This window comes from Kocuria rhizosphaericola, assembly GCF_044462205.1.
In the GTDB taxonomy this organism is placed as follows: domain Bacteria; phylum Actinomycetota; class Actinomycetes; order Actinomycetales; family Micrococcaceae; genus Kocuria; species Kocuria rhizosphaericola.
This window is the reverse complement of sequence record NZ_JBISWK010000098.1, coordinates 17,596-32,415: the sequence shown is the minus strand read 5'-3', so window position 1 is coordinate 32,415 and position 14,820 is coordinate 17,596. Positions and strand designations below refer to the sequence as shown.

At 68.1% G+C, this 14,820-nt stretch carries 14 protein-coding genes; 6 read left to right on the top strand and 8 right to left on the bottom strand.

The features are described 5' to 3' along the window. The coding region (locus ACH9D2_RS10265; RefSeq protein WP_449555785.1) for a TerC family protein at positions 1-642 on the top strand (642 nt) is incomplete at its 5' end. Positions 643-711: 69 nt separating this feature from the next. Here the strand turns inward: ACH9D2_RS10265 and ACH9D2_RS10260 are convergent. The 3 genes from ACH9D2_RS10260 to ACH9D2_RS10250 all read right to left on the bottom strand — a co-directional run bounded on the left by ACH9D2_RS10260 (position 712) and on the right by ACH9D2_RS10250 (position 3,091). Beyond that, positions 712-1,764: an App1 family protein gene (locus tag ACH9D2_RS10260; protein WP_396362734.1), complete on the bottom strand. Its 1,053-nt coding sequence runs from the start codon at positions 1,762-1,764 to the stop codon at positions 712-714. A gap of 365 nt (positions 1,765-2,129) precedes the next feature. After that, positions 2,130-2,762, bottom strand: coding sequence for a thymidylate kinase (locus tag ACH9D2_RS10255; RefSeq protein WP_396362733.1), 633 nt, complete (start codon positions 2,760-2,762; stop codon positions 2,130-2,132). A gap of 113 nt (positions 2,763-2,875) precedes the next feature. Further along, positions 2,876-3,091, bottom strand: a complete 216-nt coding sequence (locus tag ACH9D2_RS10250) for a hypothetical protein (protein WP_396362732.1) — start codon at positions 3,089-3,091, stop codon at positions 2,876-2,878. 245 nt (positions 3,092-3,336) lie between these two features. Here ACH9D2_RS10250 and ACH9D2_RS10245 point away from each other — a divergent pair, with 245 nt between their 5' ends. From ACH9D2_RS10245 to ACH9D2_RS10235, 3 genes are all read left to right on the top strand, one after another. Next, positions 3,337-3,591, top strand: a complete 255-nt coding sequence (locus ACH9D2_RS10245) for a hypothetical protein (protein WP_396362731.1) — start codon at positions 3,337-3,339, stop codon at positions 3,589-3,591. After that, complete coding sequence (locus ACH9D2_RS10240) at positions 3,588-4,421, top strand: alpha/beta fold hydrolase (protein WP_396362730.1); 834 nt, start codon at positions 3,588-3,590, stop codon at positions 4,419-4,421. The genes ACH9D2_RS10245 and ACH9D2_RS10240 overlap by 4 nt, the downstream gene beginning before the upstream one ends. A gap of 243 nt (positions 4,422-4,664) precedes the next feature. Beyond that, entirely contained in the window at positions 4,665-5,324 is a 660-nt protein-coding gene (locus ACH9D2_RS10235) for a DUF998 domain-containing protein (RefSeq protein ID WP_396362729.1), read from the top strand. Positions 5,325-5,999: 675 nt separating this feature from the next. On the opposite strand, the gene ACH9D2_RS10230 is transcribed toward ACH9D2_RS10235, so the two are convergent. Then, positions 6,000-7,208: an aminotransferase class I/II-fold pyridoxal phosphate-dependent enzyme gene (locus ACH9D2_RS10230; protein ID WP_396362728.1), complete on the bottom strand. Its 1,209-nt coding sequence runs from the start codon at positions 7,206-7,208 to the stop codon at positions 6,000-6,002. A 290-nt stretch (positions 7,209-7,498) separates the two neighbouring features. Between ACH9D2_RS10230 and ACH9D2_RS10225 the strand changes: the two genes are divergently transcribed. Beyond that, positions 7,499-7,951, top strand: a complete 453-nt coding sequence (locus ACH9D2_RS10225; protein ID WP_396362727.1) for a nuclear transport factor 2 family protein — start codon at positions 7,499-7,501, stop codon at positions 7,949-7,951. Between the two features lie 384 nt (positions 7,952-8,335). Here ACH9D2_RS10225 and ACH9D2_RS10220 read toward each other — a convergent pair whose 3' ends face one another. The 3 genes from ACH9D2_RS10220 to ACH9D2_RS10210 all read right to left on the bottom strand — a co-directional run bounded on the left by ACH9D2_RS10220 (position 8,336) and on the right by ACH9D2_RS10210 (position 10,679). Next, positions 8,336-9,598 carry a threonine/serine exporter family protein gene (locus ACH9D2_RS10220; RefSeq protein ID WP_396362726.1) on the bottom strand — a complete coding sequence of 421 codons (1,263 nt, stop codon included), beginning with the start codon at positions 9,596-9,598 and terminating at the stop codon, positions 8,336-8,338. A gap of 230 nt (positions 9,599-9,828) precedes the next feature. After that, complete coding sequence (locus tag ACH9D2_RS10215) at positions 9,829-10,062, bottom strand: hypothetical protein (protein ID WP_396362725.1); 234 nt, start codon at positions 10,060-10,062, stop codon at positions 9,829-9,831. A 44-nt stretch (positions 10,063-10,106) separates the two neighbouring features. Beyond that, on the bottom strand, positions 10,107-10,679 hold the full coding sequence (locus ACH9D2_RS10210; RefSeq protein WP_396362724.1) for a hypothetical protein: 573 nt from the start codon (positions 10,677-10,679) through the stop codon (positions 10,107-10,109). A gap of 477 nt (positions 10,680-11,156) precedes the next feature. Here ACH9D2_RS10210 and ACH9D2_RS10205 point away from each other — a divergent pair, with 477 nt between their 5' ends. Then, complete coding sequence (locus ACH9D2_RS10205; RefSeq protein WP_396362723.1) at positions 11,157-12,335, top strand: IS30 family transposase; 1,179 nt, start codon at positions 11,157-11,159, stop codon at positions 12,333-12,335. 101 nt (positions 12,336-12,436) lie between these two features. Here the strand turns inward: ACH9D2_RS10205 and ACH9D2_RS10200 are convergent, their stop codons facing one another. Then, positions 12,437-14,428: a helicase-related protein gene (locus ACH9D2_RS10200; protein ID WP_396362722.1), complete on the bottom strand. Its 1,992-nt coding sequence runs from the start codon at positions 14,426-14,428 to the stop codon at positions 12,437-12,439. Positions 14,429-14,820 lie beyond the last annotated feature (392 nt).

The window sequence follows — 14,820 nt, the reverse complement described above, 5'->3', positions numbered from 1 at the left end:
GCGTTCTCGCTGATGGGCCTGCGCCAGCTGTACTTCCTCATCGACGGGCTGCTGGACCGGCTCATCTACCTCTCCTGGGGCCTGGCGATCATCCTCGGCTTCATCGGCGTGAAGCTCATCATCCACGCCCTGCACGAGAACAACCTGTCCTTCATCAACAACGGCGAACACGTCGACGTCGTGGAGATCAGCATCGGGCTGTCCCTGTCCGTGATCATCGGCGTGCTGGTGGTCACCGTCCTGGCCTCCCTGTTCAGCCCCAAGGGACGGGCCGTGCGCATCATCAGCACCCTGCAGAGCGTCGCCGAGCAGTACGTGTCCCTGCCCCAGGACGCGTCCCCGGAGGAGCGTCGTCGGCTCGCCGCCAAGGCCGCCCGCTACCAGGAGCAGATGGGCTCCATCTCCCCCCGGTACCGGGACGAGCTCATCGAGTCCGAGAAGCACTTCCACGATCTGCTGGACCGCGTCCACGGCACACACCACGAGTACGAGCGCACCGGGGTAGGCCCGGGCCCGGAGTCCCTGCCCACCCCCGAGGCCGAGGCCGGGTCCGTGGAGGGGGCACGGGCCGGCACCCAGGCCTCCACCGGGACCACCACCCCGGACACCCGGCGCGGCAACGGCGGCAACAACTCCGTCTGAACCCGCCCCCGGTGAAGGGACCGCCCATGGGNGGGCGGTCCCTTCACCGGGGGCGGCCGGGCTGCCGCCTCAACTGTTCCCGCCGGCTGGTGGGCGGTTGCGCAGCGCGTCGCGCAGCAGTGGCAGGAGCTTGTCCCCGTCGGCGCCGCGCAGGACGGGGACCCCGTCGACGGAGCCCGCCTCCTGCTCATCCCCGATCTTGGCGGCCCGTCGGACCTGGCGCAGGGCGATGGCCGCCACGCGGCCGGGGTGCGCCCTCGCCAGGTCACCGTAGAGGGCAGGGTCGTGCTCGCCGTCGTCGCCGACGAGCACCCACGTGAGGTGGGGCAGGTCCTCCATCAGACGGGTGAGGGAGGAGGACTTGTGCTCCCGGCCGTCGCGGAACCAGCGGTCCGGGGTGATGCCCCAGTCGGTCATCAGGACCGCCCCCGCCGGGAAGTCGTGCCGTGCCAGGAACCGGGTGACCGAGCCCACGAAGTTCCACGGGCCGTTGCTCAGATACACCACCCCGGGATGGTCCTGGCCCTCCAAGGCAGCCCGGAGCAGGCGGGCCATGCCTGGCACCGACTGTCTGGTCGAGCTGGAGCCGCGCAGGGTGCGCCAGGTCGCCCGGGCCGGATGGGAGATGCCAGTGACCCAGACCGTGTCGTCGATGTCGCAGACCACCCCACGCACCGGTTCGCCGCTCATGACGTGCACGGTCGCCGGCACCTGCTCACGGCCGTGCACATGCAGCAGGGCGGTGCCGGCGCCCGGCTCCAGCGGGGTGTCCAACGGCAGCCGGGCGTCGATGATGCCGGCGGAGTCGCTGGTGACCGTGGTCCTCGTGCCACCGAGCTCGATCTCCACCTCGGTTCCGGGGCTCTCCAGGGTGAGCAGGCGCCGCCATCCGGAGATCCCGCGGCGGGCCGCCGGATCCACCGATGCCGGGGCGAGGACGACCCGTCCCAGCACGCGAGCATGCTGCGCGCTGGCATAGCCGGAGTACGGGAGCACCGCCGGGGTCCACCCACGGCCGGCCGCTCGGCGTGCCAGCCGGTCCCGGATGCCCGTCTCCGTGCGATGAGCCACGGTGATCGCCGTTTGGCGGAACCGGCCCGGTGCAAATCTGTTCAGGTCCATCAGCCCACGGTACCCGCGGGGAACGAGTCCGGTCCGAGCTGCGCAGGCCGAGCTGGTGACAGCAGGCGCAGTCCCTTCGCCCCCTCTCGAGCAGTGGCAATGACCCCGGTGCAGACGGCCGATGACACGGCCAGCCTCCACCGCGCACAAGGTCCCGGCCCCCACGCCTGCCTCGTCACACGCGTGGGGACCTGCTCCATCCCGCCGCGAGGGATGCAGCACGCAGACTTGACCGTGGCGCCCCTCCTGCGCATGACGACACGCGTGGCGCCTGCACCGGATGGCAAACCAGTCAGAAGCTCCGGGCCGACAGTGCCCGGATGTGCTGGTCGAGCGTGGCCCTGGAATACCAGTGGTTGGGCGGGTCAGCACAGGCCCCTGAGTCGGGCCAGAACGGCCTCGGGTTCCCCGGTGGCGTCCACGACGGCCCAGCCGCGGACACCGGCCAACTCCAGGTAGGCCGCCCGCGCCGCGCGCAGGTACTCCAGCGACTCGTCATCCTGCCCGCGAGCGAGAATCCGGGCATGGGCGGTCTCGGCCGGAACGTCGAGAACCACCACGACCCCCGCGCCCAGCACCGCGACCGCCAGCCGCGGCAGGACCCGGCCCGGCGGTAGACCCCGGACCCGCCGCAGCACCAGCTGGCACACCAGGTGGCGGTCGATCACCACCAGACCGTCCCGGCGTGCGGCACGGACCTGGGCGACCAGGACGTTGGTGGTGCGCACCACGGTCTCGAACCGGTCCGCCCACCGCACCGACACCTCCACTCCGCCGCGCGCCGAGGTGCGTGCCAGCCAGCGGCGACCGGACCGGTTGCGCAGCAGGATCGCCTCCCACCCCGCCTCTTGCGCCGCGGCCACCAGCGCCGCGGCGGTGGTCGTCTTCCCGGCCCCGTCGATGCCCAGCAGCACCACGGTCCGGGCCCGGCGCCCCCGCAGGTCACCGCTCCCCCGTCCTTGCCCGGCAGCGGCAGGAAACCCCCCAAGGCCCGTCACCGAGGTACTCCTGACGTTGTCGGACGGGACACTGATTTCGCCTTTCTGACCGTCATGGGGAGGCTTCGCGTGTGGCCCGGGGCGGGGATCGATGCCGCAGGGTTCTTGTCCGCTCAGTCCAGGCAACCGGTGGCCGGGTCGATGCCCTCGAGGAAATGCCGGATGGCCTCTTCCATCTCAGCCCGGCTCATCAGGCCACCGGCAGAGGTGAACCCGTATCCGACCGGATGGTGGAGCCAGTCGAAGTCGTACACACCCGCTGCGCCGGGGCGGGCCGTCACGGAGAAGTCCTGTCCGTCGATGACGATCCTCATCGGTTCGGTGTCCATCTGTGGTGGACTCCTCTGACCGTACTCCAGGCCTGCAGACATCGTGCGCCGAACATCTTCCGTTCATCCACAGCAGGACAGGCCTGATGTCTGCTCGAGCCCACGCCCCCCATCGGTCAGTGGTGCCTCGATCAGAGGCATCCGCTCAGATCTTCGTCGGCATGGGCTGGTCAGAACCCCGGGGCAGTCCCTTTCATCGACTCTTGCCACTGTGTAGGGGTCGACCGTGGTGAAACACTGACTTCATGGTCGTGACCCCGGAGAGCGAGACCCCGGAATCGGGGACTCCTCTCCTGCTCGAGCGGGAGGCGAACATCGGACGGTTGCCGGCGATAGTCGATGTCATCCCGAGCGGGCGCGGAGGCCCGGCACTCGTGGAGGGCACCGCCTGGAGCGGCAAGAGCCGCATGCTGGTGCCCGCGGCCCGGCAGGCGTCATCGGGCGTCTTCTGCGTCATCGTTGCAGGCATGACCGCACCAGAGGAGGGATCCAGCACATGAGCAGCCAACGCACCCACTACGTGACCACCACCGACGACGTCACCATCGGTGGGGCCGTGCACGGAGAAGGGCCCCCGCTGGCGTTCCTGCAAGGGGTCATCGGCGATGGCGACATCGACTGGCAAGCGCTGCTGAGGCACCTGACCGGCCGGTTCACCTGCCATCTGCCGAGCTGGCGGGGCCGAGGCCTCAGCGGCGATCACCCCGACCTCAGCTTCGGTCGGCTGGTCGACGACGTCCTCGACTACGTCGCCAGCACCGCCGAACCGACCGGACTGGTGGGCTGGTCCGGCGGCGCCGGCCTGGCACTGGCCGTGGCGGCACAGTCCGACGCGGTGGACGCAGTGGCCGCCGTTGAGCCTCTGACGCCGCGCCTGATGGAGGAGCAGGAGCAAGCGGCGCTTGGCGACGCCGTCGCCCGCATGGGCGAGCTGGCCGCCGAGGGCAGGTTCACGGACGGGATTCGCGCGTTCGCCGCATTCGTCTTCACTGACGAAGAGATCGCCGTGGCCGAGGGCGCCGGCTACTTCGAGGCCGCAGGGCGCTACGTCCCGGACCTGCTCAACTTCTTCCAGCAACAGGTGAAGTACCAGGGCCCCACCCACGAAGATCCCGCCGTGCTCGGCGCGATCTCCGCTCCGGTGCTTGTGCTGATCGGGTCGGACACCAAGCCCTACGCCACCGCCGGCGCACGGTACGTGGCCGACCACGTCCCCAACGCACGGATGCAGGAGATCCCCGATGCTGGGCACGCTGTCCCGCTGACCCATCCCGAGGCCCTCGCTGAAGCACTCACAGCGTTCTTCTCACCGGCGCAGCGGCCGGCTTGACCCACCGATCGACACGAGCACGCACCAGTACCCGATCGATGGTGCGACCCACCCCCAGCCGTGGAGCAGGCCAACGAGTCGACTACAGCTTCAGCAACCCCGAGAGGACTGTCGCACCAACGGGCAGTCCCTCTTGCCGTCAAGGCGCCGTGGCTGCCGGTGAGACTGCCGGCCGAGGCGCTTTCGTGGTGCATGGATGACACGATCTGTTGGTTGGGCCCGGCCGCCAAGTACCTTGTTCCCATGGGACGCAGGGCCGTCTTGGCGTGGGCCGGAATCATTGGCCCCGTCCTGTTCACCGCGACGTACATGGCCCAGGAGGTCGTGCGCCGCGGCGAGTACAGTCCGATGGCGGAACCCATCAGCGCCCTCGAGGTGGGACCGTACGGATGGGTCCAGCAGCTGAACTTCGTCGTCTTCGGGGTGCTGACCATTGGTTACGCGCTCGGGTTGCACATCGGGGTCGAGCACGCCCGCTTCGGCGCGGCCGGACCTGGCCTCCTGGTCCTGTCCGGAATCGGACTCGTCCTCGCCGCGGTCTTCCCCCTGCGCCAGGACCCTGCAGGTGAAACGTTCGACCCCGGAGGCCACGCTGTCTCCGGGGCCATGTTCTTCTCGTGCAGCGCGCTCGGACTCATCCTTCTCTCACGTCGGCTCAAGCACGATGACGCGTGGCGCCCGTTCGCCGGTTACACCTTGGTTGCCGGGTTGATCGCACTGGCGGGGTTCGTCACCATGTTTGCCGTCGTGCTCCCGCCCGGCGCCCCGCTGGAGGACTGGACCGGTCTGGCTCAGCGCCTGCTGATCCTCCTCGTGCTGTTCCCCTGCCGGATCGCCCTGGACGTCCGGTTGCTCAGACTTGCATCCGGACCCCGGCTCCACCGGGCAGCTGCCGGCTCATAGGTTCGATGGGACGGCTGTCAGTTTCCGAAGTCCACTGCACTGGGGACTCAGGTATCGCGAGCCAGGGCCCGGTGGAGCGTCAAGGGGTCGACCCGGGTCTGAGGTGGTGAATCGTCGAGGCGGTTGACTCGCACTGGACGGTAGGGCGTGGCTGACGCGGGACATCTCCCAGGGATGTCGATGCGATCATCCACGCGGGTGAGCTGCGGTTGACCGGCACTCCCCTTCGGGGCCACGATCCGTTGCACGACGGAGATGTGATGCCACAGGCGGATCTCATCAAACGATCCTTTGACAGGATCGGCAGCGGGGCATCTCAGGGCCCCGGTCACCGCCGGCATTTCACCGGCGCCACCTTGTCGCAACAATGTGTCCCACGAGGGTGTTCTCGGAATCTCTGCGATGGGGCCCTTATGGGGACACCCGGGAGCAGAACCGGTGGTACGCCTGCTCTACGCGCGGGTGAGCTCGGCCGGGCGGGACACGGCGCTGCAGATCCGGGATGTGGAAGCTGCCGGCTCTGAGCACATCCAGGCCCAGGAACTCCCCCTGCGAGGTCAACTCCGTGGAACGTGTCCAATAGCCGGCCATATGTGAATCGGAGGCCGGGGCCACTCCTGTCGTGCGTCCGCGCCCTGAACCGCCGGCCCAGGCCTGTCACGGGGGTCGGTGCGGCTACGGCAGGTCCTGCACCGCCCGTCCCATGCGGGTCAGCGCCTCGGTGAGGATCTCCTGCGAGGTGGCGAAGTTCAACCGCACGTGTCCGGCTCCGCCGGTGCCGAAGACGTGCCCGGAGCTCAGGGCGACCCGGGAGCGGTCGAGGAACATCCGGGCGGTTGCGGCCATGTCCGAGACGACGGCGAGCCCCTCGGGGCCCTCGCCGGACTCCAGGCCCAGCCTGCGGCAGTCCAGCCACGCCAGATACGTGCCGTGCGACGGGGTGTACCGCACACCCGGCAGGTGCTGTGCCAGCAGGCGGGACAGCAGTGCCCGATTGGCGTCCAGGCCCTCGAGGAGCGCGTCCAGCCACACGTCACCTTCGGCGAAGGCAGCGGTCTGGGCGATGATCCCGACGTGGCTGGGCCCGTGACCGACCTCCTCGGGCATGCGCTGCAGGTCTGCGGCGGCCTCCGGACCGGCGAGTGCCAGGGCGGCCTTGAGCCCGGCGAGATTCCACCCCTTGGAGGCCGACATCAGCGCGAACGCGTCCTCGGCACCGGGCACGCTCAGATACGGGGTGAACCGGGCCCCGGGCAGCACCAGGGGCGCGTGGATCTCGTCGGCGACCACCCGCACCCCGTGCCGGCGGGCCAGCTCGGCCACCGCGGTCAGCTCCTGAGCGGTGTGGACGGTCCCGGTGGGATTGTGGGGGTTGCTCAGCAGGTAGGCGACCTTGCCCCCGCGCGCCCGCGCACCACGGAACGTTGCCTCCAGCACGTCCAGATCGACCCGCAGATCCTCGCCCAGCGGTGCTTCCACCACCCGGCGGGCGTCGTGGGAGACGAAGGCGTAGAAGGGGGCGTAGACCGGGGAGTTCACGACGACCGCGTCCCCCGGATCGGTCAGCAGGCGCAGCACCTCGACCACCCCCATCATGACGTCCGGGACGACGGCGGTGCGCTCCACGGCAATCCCGTCCCACTGCCACCGCCGCGCAGCGAAGGCGCTCAGCGCCTCGGCGTAGTCGGTGCCGGCCGGGTATCCGGTGTCGCCGAGGTCGATGGCCTCGTGCACGACCCGGACCACCGCCGGGGCCAGAGAGACGTCCATCTCCGCCACCCACAGAGGCAGCACGTCCTCGGGGTGGGCCCGCCACTTCATGCTGGTGCGCCGGCGCAACTGATCCAGCGACAGTGTCTCCAACGGGTTCCGGGTGGCGTTCATGGGCACGGTTCCTTCCTGGCCATCGCATCGATCGTCAAGAGCCGACCATCATTTCGATCTCAGCACAAGCGTTCAGCGCCAACGATTCCCCAGCCCACCACTCGGGCCGGCCCCACCACCCGAAATCGTCCAAGAACACCTGCCAAATGGCGGTGACCACTCGTCTCGGGAGCCCTTATCGTGACGTCGCTGTGCAGGAACTCTCGTGGGTGGCCGACCTCGAACCGGCCATATGTAAAGCGGTCCCCCGCCACTGGCGGGCGCATCCCTCGCCCCGGAAGGATGGGCACATGAGCACTTCTGATCAGCCGCGCCCGCCGCTTCCGCCCTTCACCCACGAGAGCGCCCTCGCCAAGGTTCAGGCCGCCGAAGACGCCTGGAACAGCCGTGACCCCGAGCGCGTCGCCGGCGCTTACTCCGTCGACACCGAGTGGCGCAACCGCGACCAGCACATCCGCGGGCGGGAGGAGGTCGTCGCCTTTCTCGCAGACAAGTGGGACCGCGAGCTCGACTACCGCCTGCGCAAGAATCTCTGGTCTTTCACGGACAACCGGATCGGAGTGCGGTTCCAGTATGAGTGGCACGACACCGACGGGCGGTGGTGGCGCTCCTACGGCAACGAGCTGTGGGAATTCGACGCACTCGGCTACATGCGCTGCCGCGAGGCCTCCATCAATGACGTCGTCATCGACGAGTCCGACCTGCGCGTCACCCCCGGCGAGGGCGAGCTTCCTGTCTGGTGACGACGGCGGGAGTCCCTCCCCTGCCACTCAAAGCATCCGCGGATGGCCAACCTTGTGGCTGGCCATTCCTGGTTCCGGGGAACGCCATGTCTCACGCCAATGCCGCTTGCCCCGAAACACCGTTTGAACGTTGCAGGCCTGGTCGTCGACGGCAGGTGGCCGAGCAGCAAGGTCGCTGCTCTATTCCAGGTCTCGTCACCGACCGTGACCCGTTCGCACAATTTGCGTCACCCGACGATGCCCGCATGGGAACCCCTGACGCACACGGCTGTGCTCCTCGCAATCTACTGCCGCAGGCTTTCGAGCACTTGGGTCGAGACGGGGGCAGTGGTCAGCACCAGCGGCACACCAGTGCCTGCACCGGCCCCGGCGCGCATCAGTCTCTTACAGAAACCGGGCACCACGGTGGCGGGCGAGTGGCAATTGGCTGATCAACGAGCCGATCAGAGTGCCGATGGCGACGGCGAGCACGGCTGAGCCTGCCGTGGCGAGGTCATGAAGGCCGTCACCGGAGTGCATCTGGGCGGCGTTCATCAGGCCGAAAGAGCCGGGAACGAGGACCCAGAAAGCCGGTAGATAGATGACTTGCCATACCGGGGCGTTGGGAAGCGCATGGGCGATGGTGGCCGCGATGGCGGCGACAATGGCTCCCAGGAGACCTCCAGTGGCGGCACCATACATCGACTGGACCGTGAGTTGAACGCCAGCGGTGAGACCGGCAACGACGACGATGTAAGGGGTGGCGGAAAGGGGCGTGCTGAACCAGACCATGATCCCGGCAAGCGTGATCGCTACCCCGACAACCATGGTCCACCAGGAGGCATTGGTGACATACGTGTTGGCCAGGTCGGTGGGCGGAGCATGAAGAAGTACTGCCGCCGTAAGGACCCCGGTGACAAAAAGCACCAACTGCACGCTTCCACCGAGGAGCCGGGCGGAGCCGGCGCTGATCGCCCCGGCTGCGATTTCGGAAAGACCGGTAACCAGCAGGCTCCCCGGAAGCAGGATCGCCAGAATGGCCACGATCGTGCGCAAAGCGCCGTCAAGGATCGATGCTTGCACCGCCAGGAGCATCACGAAGGAGACGATGAACGCGGCCGTTACCGGCAGCAACGGCCTGAACGCAGCCCAGTGGCGGGCCGCCGTGGTGAGTCCTGCGACGATCAAGGACCCCGCGGCGGCGGCGGCGATGTTGGGCAAGGCGGGTTGGAGGAGAACGCACAACCCCACCCCGACGGGAACGGCACCGAGGTCGGACACCCATGCGGGCCAGCGTGCGGGTGAACGTCTGATCCGCTTCAGGTCGCGCAGAGCATCACCGATGCTGAGGCGGCCGACGCGCACCAGCTGCCCGAGTTCAAGGATCTCAGCCGTTTGTTCGAACCTCAGTGGGTTACCTGTGGGCTGGAACCCGGTATCGCCTGCCTTCTCGAGGGTGACGAAAAGGCCTGTGGGAAGTGCCGCTACCGCAACGTCGGGTCGTCCGAGAGCAACACCGAGGTGGCGGAGGGCGCCTTCGACGTCGTTGACGGGCAGACCCCCAGCGAGCAGCTCCGATCCCAGCTCCAGCAGCAACCGGCGAAGCTCCTCCCCCGAGCCGTCCGCGTCAGTGCCAGGCTCTGGCTGGGTGGGGGTCTCACCGGTCATGTCTCACTCTTCTCCACAGGTCATATCCGCAAATCCAGGGCATCCTACGTCGTTGCGGCCGGTCACGGACGGCGATGGAATGCATCGACGACGTCACCCCACTTCCCCGGAACTTCCTCTGAGCGAGACGACCGAGTTCGGGAAAACGCATCAGGCCCGCTCGGAGAACCCCAACTGCACCGGTGCATGCACAGCAGCCGGCCAAGGCCTCGGTGGTGCTCAGCGTCGCACTACGGGTCACGTCCCAGACGCTGGTCGAGGCGCTCCATGCGCTCTCGGTACTCCCGGTCGTGCCGTTTGAAGCCTCGCCAGTTGACCAGTGCCATTGCCACGAGACCGAGACTGCCCAGCACCGTGGTCCAGGAATCGCCCTCAACGATCGCGATAACCACCATGGCCAGGAACCAGAGGACACACACGACCACGAAGCCACCGCTGATCGGAGCCCTGCCGGTGCCCATCATGCCTCTTCTCCGCGACTCGGCACCTGATGGCAGATGACTGCGCCTCACCGGTGAGCTGTCTTCCTGATTTGGCGTAACCGGAACAGTTGCACCGCGATGAGCGCGCCGAACATCAACGCCATGACACCGATCATCATCACCATGACCGCCGCGCCGAAGGCTTCGGCGCCCAGCGCCCACACCGCGGCCCCCGCGCACACCATGGTCACGACAACCAGGACACCGAGGATCCGCCGCCACCGCCGCTGCTGCTGGACCGGGGTGACCTTCGTGGCCCACTGGGGACCGGTGTCCGGGGCGAAGAGCATGAAAAAGGCATTGCCCACGAACAAGGCCGACAGACCGATCATCAGCTGAGGGTCGGAGAGCAACGTCGCGGTCCACAGTGTCCCTGCAGCCAGGGAGAGTGCCACCGGCGTGTACCAGTACCGCCACCGCGCCCGCGTCAGACTCATGCGTCGGCCGTTGGACCAGCCGACCAGCAACAGCACCCCATGCAGCACTGCCACCAGGGCCGCGAAGGCCCCCACCCACCCCGTGATCCGGTCCTCTACGGGAGCAGCCGGTGGGAGGAACCAGATGGCCAGAAGGGCAGCCGCCCCGGCTGTCGTCGTCATCACCCCACAGGCTAATCGAAGCCCTCTGCCGCGGTCCCGGTCGGGCCCATCCATCCTGTTCCCCTGCCTTGGACGATTCTTCGCCCGTTCCCCCTGCGGCCCTGACGGCACCAAGTGCGCATATGCTAAACCGTGCGGTCGACGGACATGCCGTGTGCGCCTCTGGGGACAGTGCCTCGCGCCTTCGAGGAACCGAGGGTGCATTACAGCAGGAGGGCCATCCATCCCACGCAGTGGGTTCAGCGCACCTGATCCAGCTCGCGCAGCAACGCCTCCGGGTCGGCCACGTCGAAAAATCCGATCCCCTGGGCCTGGCCGAAGGCGAAGAAATCCATTCCCGTGTTGAGGTAGACGGCCTGGCGGCCACCGCTCCCAACGACCACGGTGTCGACGGCACGTGAAAACTGACCCCTTTCCGGCAGGCGGATTCAACGGTGGGTTCTAGCGGTCGTCGCAACATCCCTGGTAGATGGAGGGATGGAGATGGGCATCAGAGGGCGTAAGCGGCGGCTGGTTCTGGAAGACGAGTACTGGGCGCTGATCCTGTCCGGGGTGGGCACGGTCGAGGCCTGCCGGATGGTCGGGATCGGGCGCAAGACCGGGTACCGGTGGCGGGCTGAGCTCGGCGGGCTGGGTCCCGCCCGGAGAGCCGAGGCGCAGCAGTCGGAGCGCTATCTGTCGTTGCTGGAACGAGAACGGATCGCGGTGCTGCGCCGGCAGGGCCTGTCGATGAGGGCGATCGCCGCCCGGCTAGGGCGGGCGCCGTCGACGGTCTCCCGGGAGCTGCGGCGCAATACCGCCGCCCACGACCGCGGGGGCTATGACCCGGTGCTGGCTCATGCCCGGGCCCGCACGGCCGCCCGACGGCACCGGCCCGGGGTGCTGGCCCACGACGAGGAGCTCCGTCGGGTGGTGCAGTCCAAGCTCGAGCTGGACTGGTCCCCGCAGCAGATCGCAGTGTGGCTGCGGACCGAGTGCCCGCAGCGCCCGGAATGGCACGTGTGCCACGAAACGATCTACCAGGCGCTCTACCACGGCACCCGTCGCGGACTGCACCGGCGGCTGACCGCCCGGCTGCGCACGGGCCGGTCGATGCGCCAGCGCCGTCGGCGCCCGGACCAGCGGACCCCACGCTTCATCGCCCCAGGGATGCTGATCGATCAGCGCCCAGCCGTGGTCGAAGAACGCGTGCGGATCGGCGATTGGGAGGGCGACCTCATTGTGGGGGCGAAGGGCCGCTCAGCGATCGGGACGCTGGTGGACCGCACCAGCCGATACGTCCGCCTGGTGCACTTGCCGAACGGCCACGCCGCACAAGCGCTGACCGACGCCCTGGAGGCGCTGGTGGAGCACCTCCCGCAGCCGGCACGGCGGACCTTGACCTGGGACCAGGGCTCGGAGATGGCCCGACACGACCTGGTGGCTGCCTGGTTCAGCGAAGGCGTCTACTTCGCCGCCCCGGCCAGTCCGTGGATGCGGGGATCGAACGAGAACATGAACGGGTTGCTGCGTCAGTACTTTCCGAAGGGCACGGATCTGAGCGTGCACACCGCAGGGGACCTCACGAGGGTGGAGCAGCTGCTCAACACCCGTCCGCGGAAGGTGCTCGGATGGGCGACGCCGGCGACCGTGTTCACCGCAAAGCTGTCATGCTGAAACCACGTCGGTGTTGCGACGAGCTGTTGAATCCGCCTGCCGAAAAGGGGTCAGCTTTCGCCTGCCGTTGACAGTCTGAACAGACCAAGCAGAGCGCGTATTTACAGCCCCAAGCCGCCCTGCTGGGGACGCTGCTCGTCCTGCCGCCGCGCCACCTCGAGCGGACGCCCGGCACCGTTTCCACCACGCCCGCCACTGTTGCGACCCGCGGTAGGAGCGTCGGGGAAGTTGATGCGCATCCGCTTCTTCAACGCCTCCAGCTCCGGGTCCAGGCTCGGTTGCGGCGTCTCCTCTCCGCGCATGGCGCGCCCGATCCGTTCGACCTCCCAGCGGGCGGCTTCCAGCGCGTCCTGGTGCTTGAAGGGCACCTCCAACGCCTCACGGGCGTCAACGACTTCCTGCCGGGCGGAGCCCAGTCGTGCTTCGCGTTTGGTGACCTCCTCCGGCAGTGCCCGCACCTGGTTCTCCAGGCGCTGGATCATCCCCACACTCGGTTTCAACGACGTCGCCCGGGTGACTTCCACGACGACACCGGGGGCGTCGTCGATGCGCAGCTCCACCGGGGACGCACTCAAGTCAGCCAGGTTCCCTGAACGCTGCACCACCCGGATGTCGTGGCCACCGATCCGGCCGGCGACCCCGAGGTCGGTCTCCCCGCCCCGGGGCGGGCGCGAGGTGGCGTGCACTCCTGCCCACCGTTGCCACGCTTCCGCCGCGTCGGCGCGCTTGTCGTAGGTGGACCCGTCGATGGTCATCCGGAACTTCTCCCCGCCGAGCTCATCGGTGGTCCGCTGCGTAGCTGCGCGGAGCACAGGGATCTCGTTTTCCAGCGCGTCGGCGCGCGTCTGGGCGGCGTCTTTGCGGAACACCAGTGAGGATTGGTTGCGGTGCCAGGCCCGGTTCAGCCGCTCCAACCGGGCCAGCTCCTGGTCGGCTTTCGACTTCTCCAAGATCAACGGGTTGCCACTGGAGATGGCCCTCACCTCGGCGAAGGACAGGGTGTTGTCCCCGACGTCCTCGATCTCGCGAACGTCCAACCTGCTGCGCATGATCTGGTCGATGAACTTCGACTTCCGCTCCAGCGTCTGCCACATGAAGGTGTCAAACGATCCCTTGGTCACCACCTGAGAGATGGCGACCTCCGGGTTCTGGTTGCCCTGGCGGATGATGCGCCCGTGGCGCTGGGCGACATCGGTCGGACGCCACGGGGCGTCCAGGTCCACCAGGTGCACCGCCCGGGCCTGGATGTTGGTGCCCACACCCATCTTCTGCGTGGACCCGATCAGCACCGCCACCTCCCCGGTGCGCGCGGCCGAGAACAGCCGGCCCTTCTCCGCATCATTGCGGGCTTCGTGCATGAACCGGATCTTCTCCGCCGGCACCCCCCGCTCAGCCAACTGGGCGCGCAGTTCGTCGTAGACGTTCCAGGACTCCGACGGGGTGCCCAGGTCGCAGAACACGATCTGCAGCGCACCGCGGGTGGGGTGCTCCTCCCCGGTGGAGGGATCGGTGAACACGTCGTTGCGGTGGTCCTCGTACACGCGGGCCATCAGGTCCGCGGCGGCGCTGATTCTGGTCTCCGCCACGACCGAGCCCAGCTGAGGGTCGACCAGGCGCAGGTCCAGGGCGGCCTTGCGTCCGTCGGAGCTGATCTTGAGCATGTTGTCCTCGGTCGGGGGCACCAACCGCGCCTGGATGGCCTCGGCGCGGCGGCCGATCTCGGCGATGTAGTCCTGCAACTGGGCCGAGGCCTCCACAGCCACCATGCGCGGCAGCCGCTTCCCGTCCTCCCGCACCACCAGGTCCGGGGTGGGGAGCTGCAAGTCCTCGGCGGTCTTCACGTCGGCGAAGGTGTGGAACATCTTCAACAGCTCCGGGACGTTCTGGAACTTCGCGAAACGCTCCTTCATCTTGAAGCTGTCCCCGCCGGCCACCGAGAGCTCCATCTCGGAGACCACCTGACCGAAGGTCGCCGCCCACGAGTCGAAGTCGTGGATCCCGGCCCGCTCCAACAACTCCGGGCCCAGATAGCGCTGCATCACGTACATCTCGGTCACCGAGTTCGCAATCGGTGTCGCGGTCGCCCCGGTCATCACCCGATCCCCATGCTTGCTCCGTAGGTACTCGACCTTGGAGTGTAGGTCGCTGGCCCGCTTGGACCCATCGATCGCCGCGTCGGAGATGTTGGAGGCGGTGTCGAGGTTCTTGTACTCGTGCAGCTCATCGACCAGCAGGTAGTCGATGCCGGATACTTTTCAGCCGTCGGAACCTGGATACATATCAGCCGCCGTTGACAGTCGAGGCACCGCGGCGCGGTCGAAGCGGTGCCGTGCGTGTGAGCGGCTGAGGGTGGTGATGTATGTGATCAGTGGGTCGGGTCTCGCGCATCGGCGTGCAGGACGGTCGTGGGAGGCGCGTCGATCGTCTATCAGTCCTGCGCGGGCCGGGCAACAACACAGGTCACCATCCCCCTGAACCGGGTCCC

Excerpts from the sequence above, each read along its gene's own strand:
- ACH9D2_RS10205 (WP_396362723.1), top strand. The coding sequence starts at position 11,157 with ATGGAGATGGGCATCAGAGGGCGTAAGCGGCGGCTGGTTCTGGAAGAC.
- ACH9D2_RS10220 (WP_396362726.1), bottom strand. The coding sequence starts at position 9,598 with ATGACCGGTGAGACCCCCACCCAGCCAGAGCCTGGCACTGACGCGGAC.
- ACH9D2_RS10245 (WP_396362731.1), top strand. The coding sequence starts at position 3,337 with ATGGTCGTGACCCCGGAGAGCGAGACCCCGGAATCGGGGACTCCTCTC.
- ACH9D2_RS10210 (WP_396362724.1), bottom strand. The coding sequence starts at position 10,679 with ATGACGACGACAGCCGGGGCGGCTGCCCTTCTGGCCATCTGGTTCCTC.
- ACH9D2_RS10250 (WP_396362732.1), bottom strand. The coding sequence starts at position 3,091 with ATGGACACCGAACCGATGAGGATCGTCATCGACGGACAGGACTTCTCC.
- ACH9D2_RS10240 (WP_396362730.1), top strand. The coding sequence starts at position 3,588 with ATGAGCAGCCAACGCACCCACTACGTGACCACCACCGACGACGTCACC.
- ACH9D2_RS10235 (WP_396362729.1), top strand. The coding sequence starts at position 4,665 with ATGGGACGCAGGGCCGTCTTGGCGTGGGCCGGAATCATTGGCCCCGTC.
- ACH9D2_RS10215 (WP_396362725.1), bottom strand. The coding sequence starts at position 10,062 with ATGATGGGCACCGGCAGGGCTCCGATCAGCGGTGGCTTCGTGGTCGTG.
- ACH9D2_RS10225 (WP_396362727.1), top strand. The coding sequence starts at position 7,499 with ATGAGCACTTCTGATCAGCCGCGCCCGCCGCTTCCGCCCTTCACCCAC.
- ACH9D2_RS10200 (WP_396362722.1), bottom strand. The coding sequence starts at position 14,428 with ATGACCGGGGCGACCGCGACACCGATTGCGAACTCGGTGACCGAGATG.
- ACH9D2_RS10230 (WP_396362728.1), bottom strand. The coding sequence starts at position 7,208 with ATGAACGCCACCCGGAACCCGTTGGAGACACTGTCGCTGGATCAGTTG.
- ACH9D2_RS10260 (WP_396362734.1), bottom strand. The coding sequence starts at position 1,764 with ATGGACCTGAACAGATTTGCACCGGGCCGGTTCCGCCAAACGGCGATC.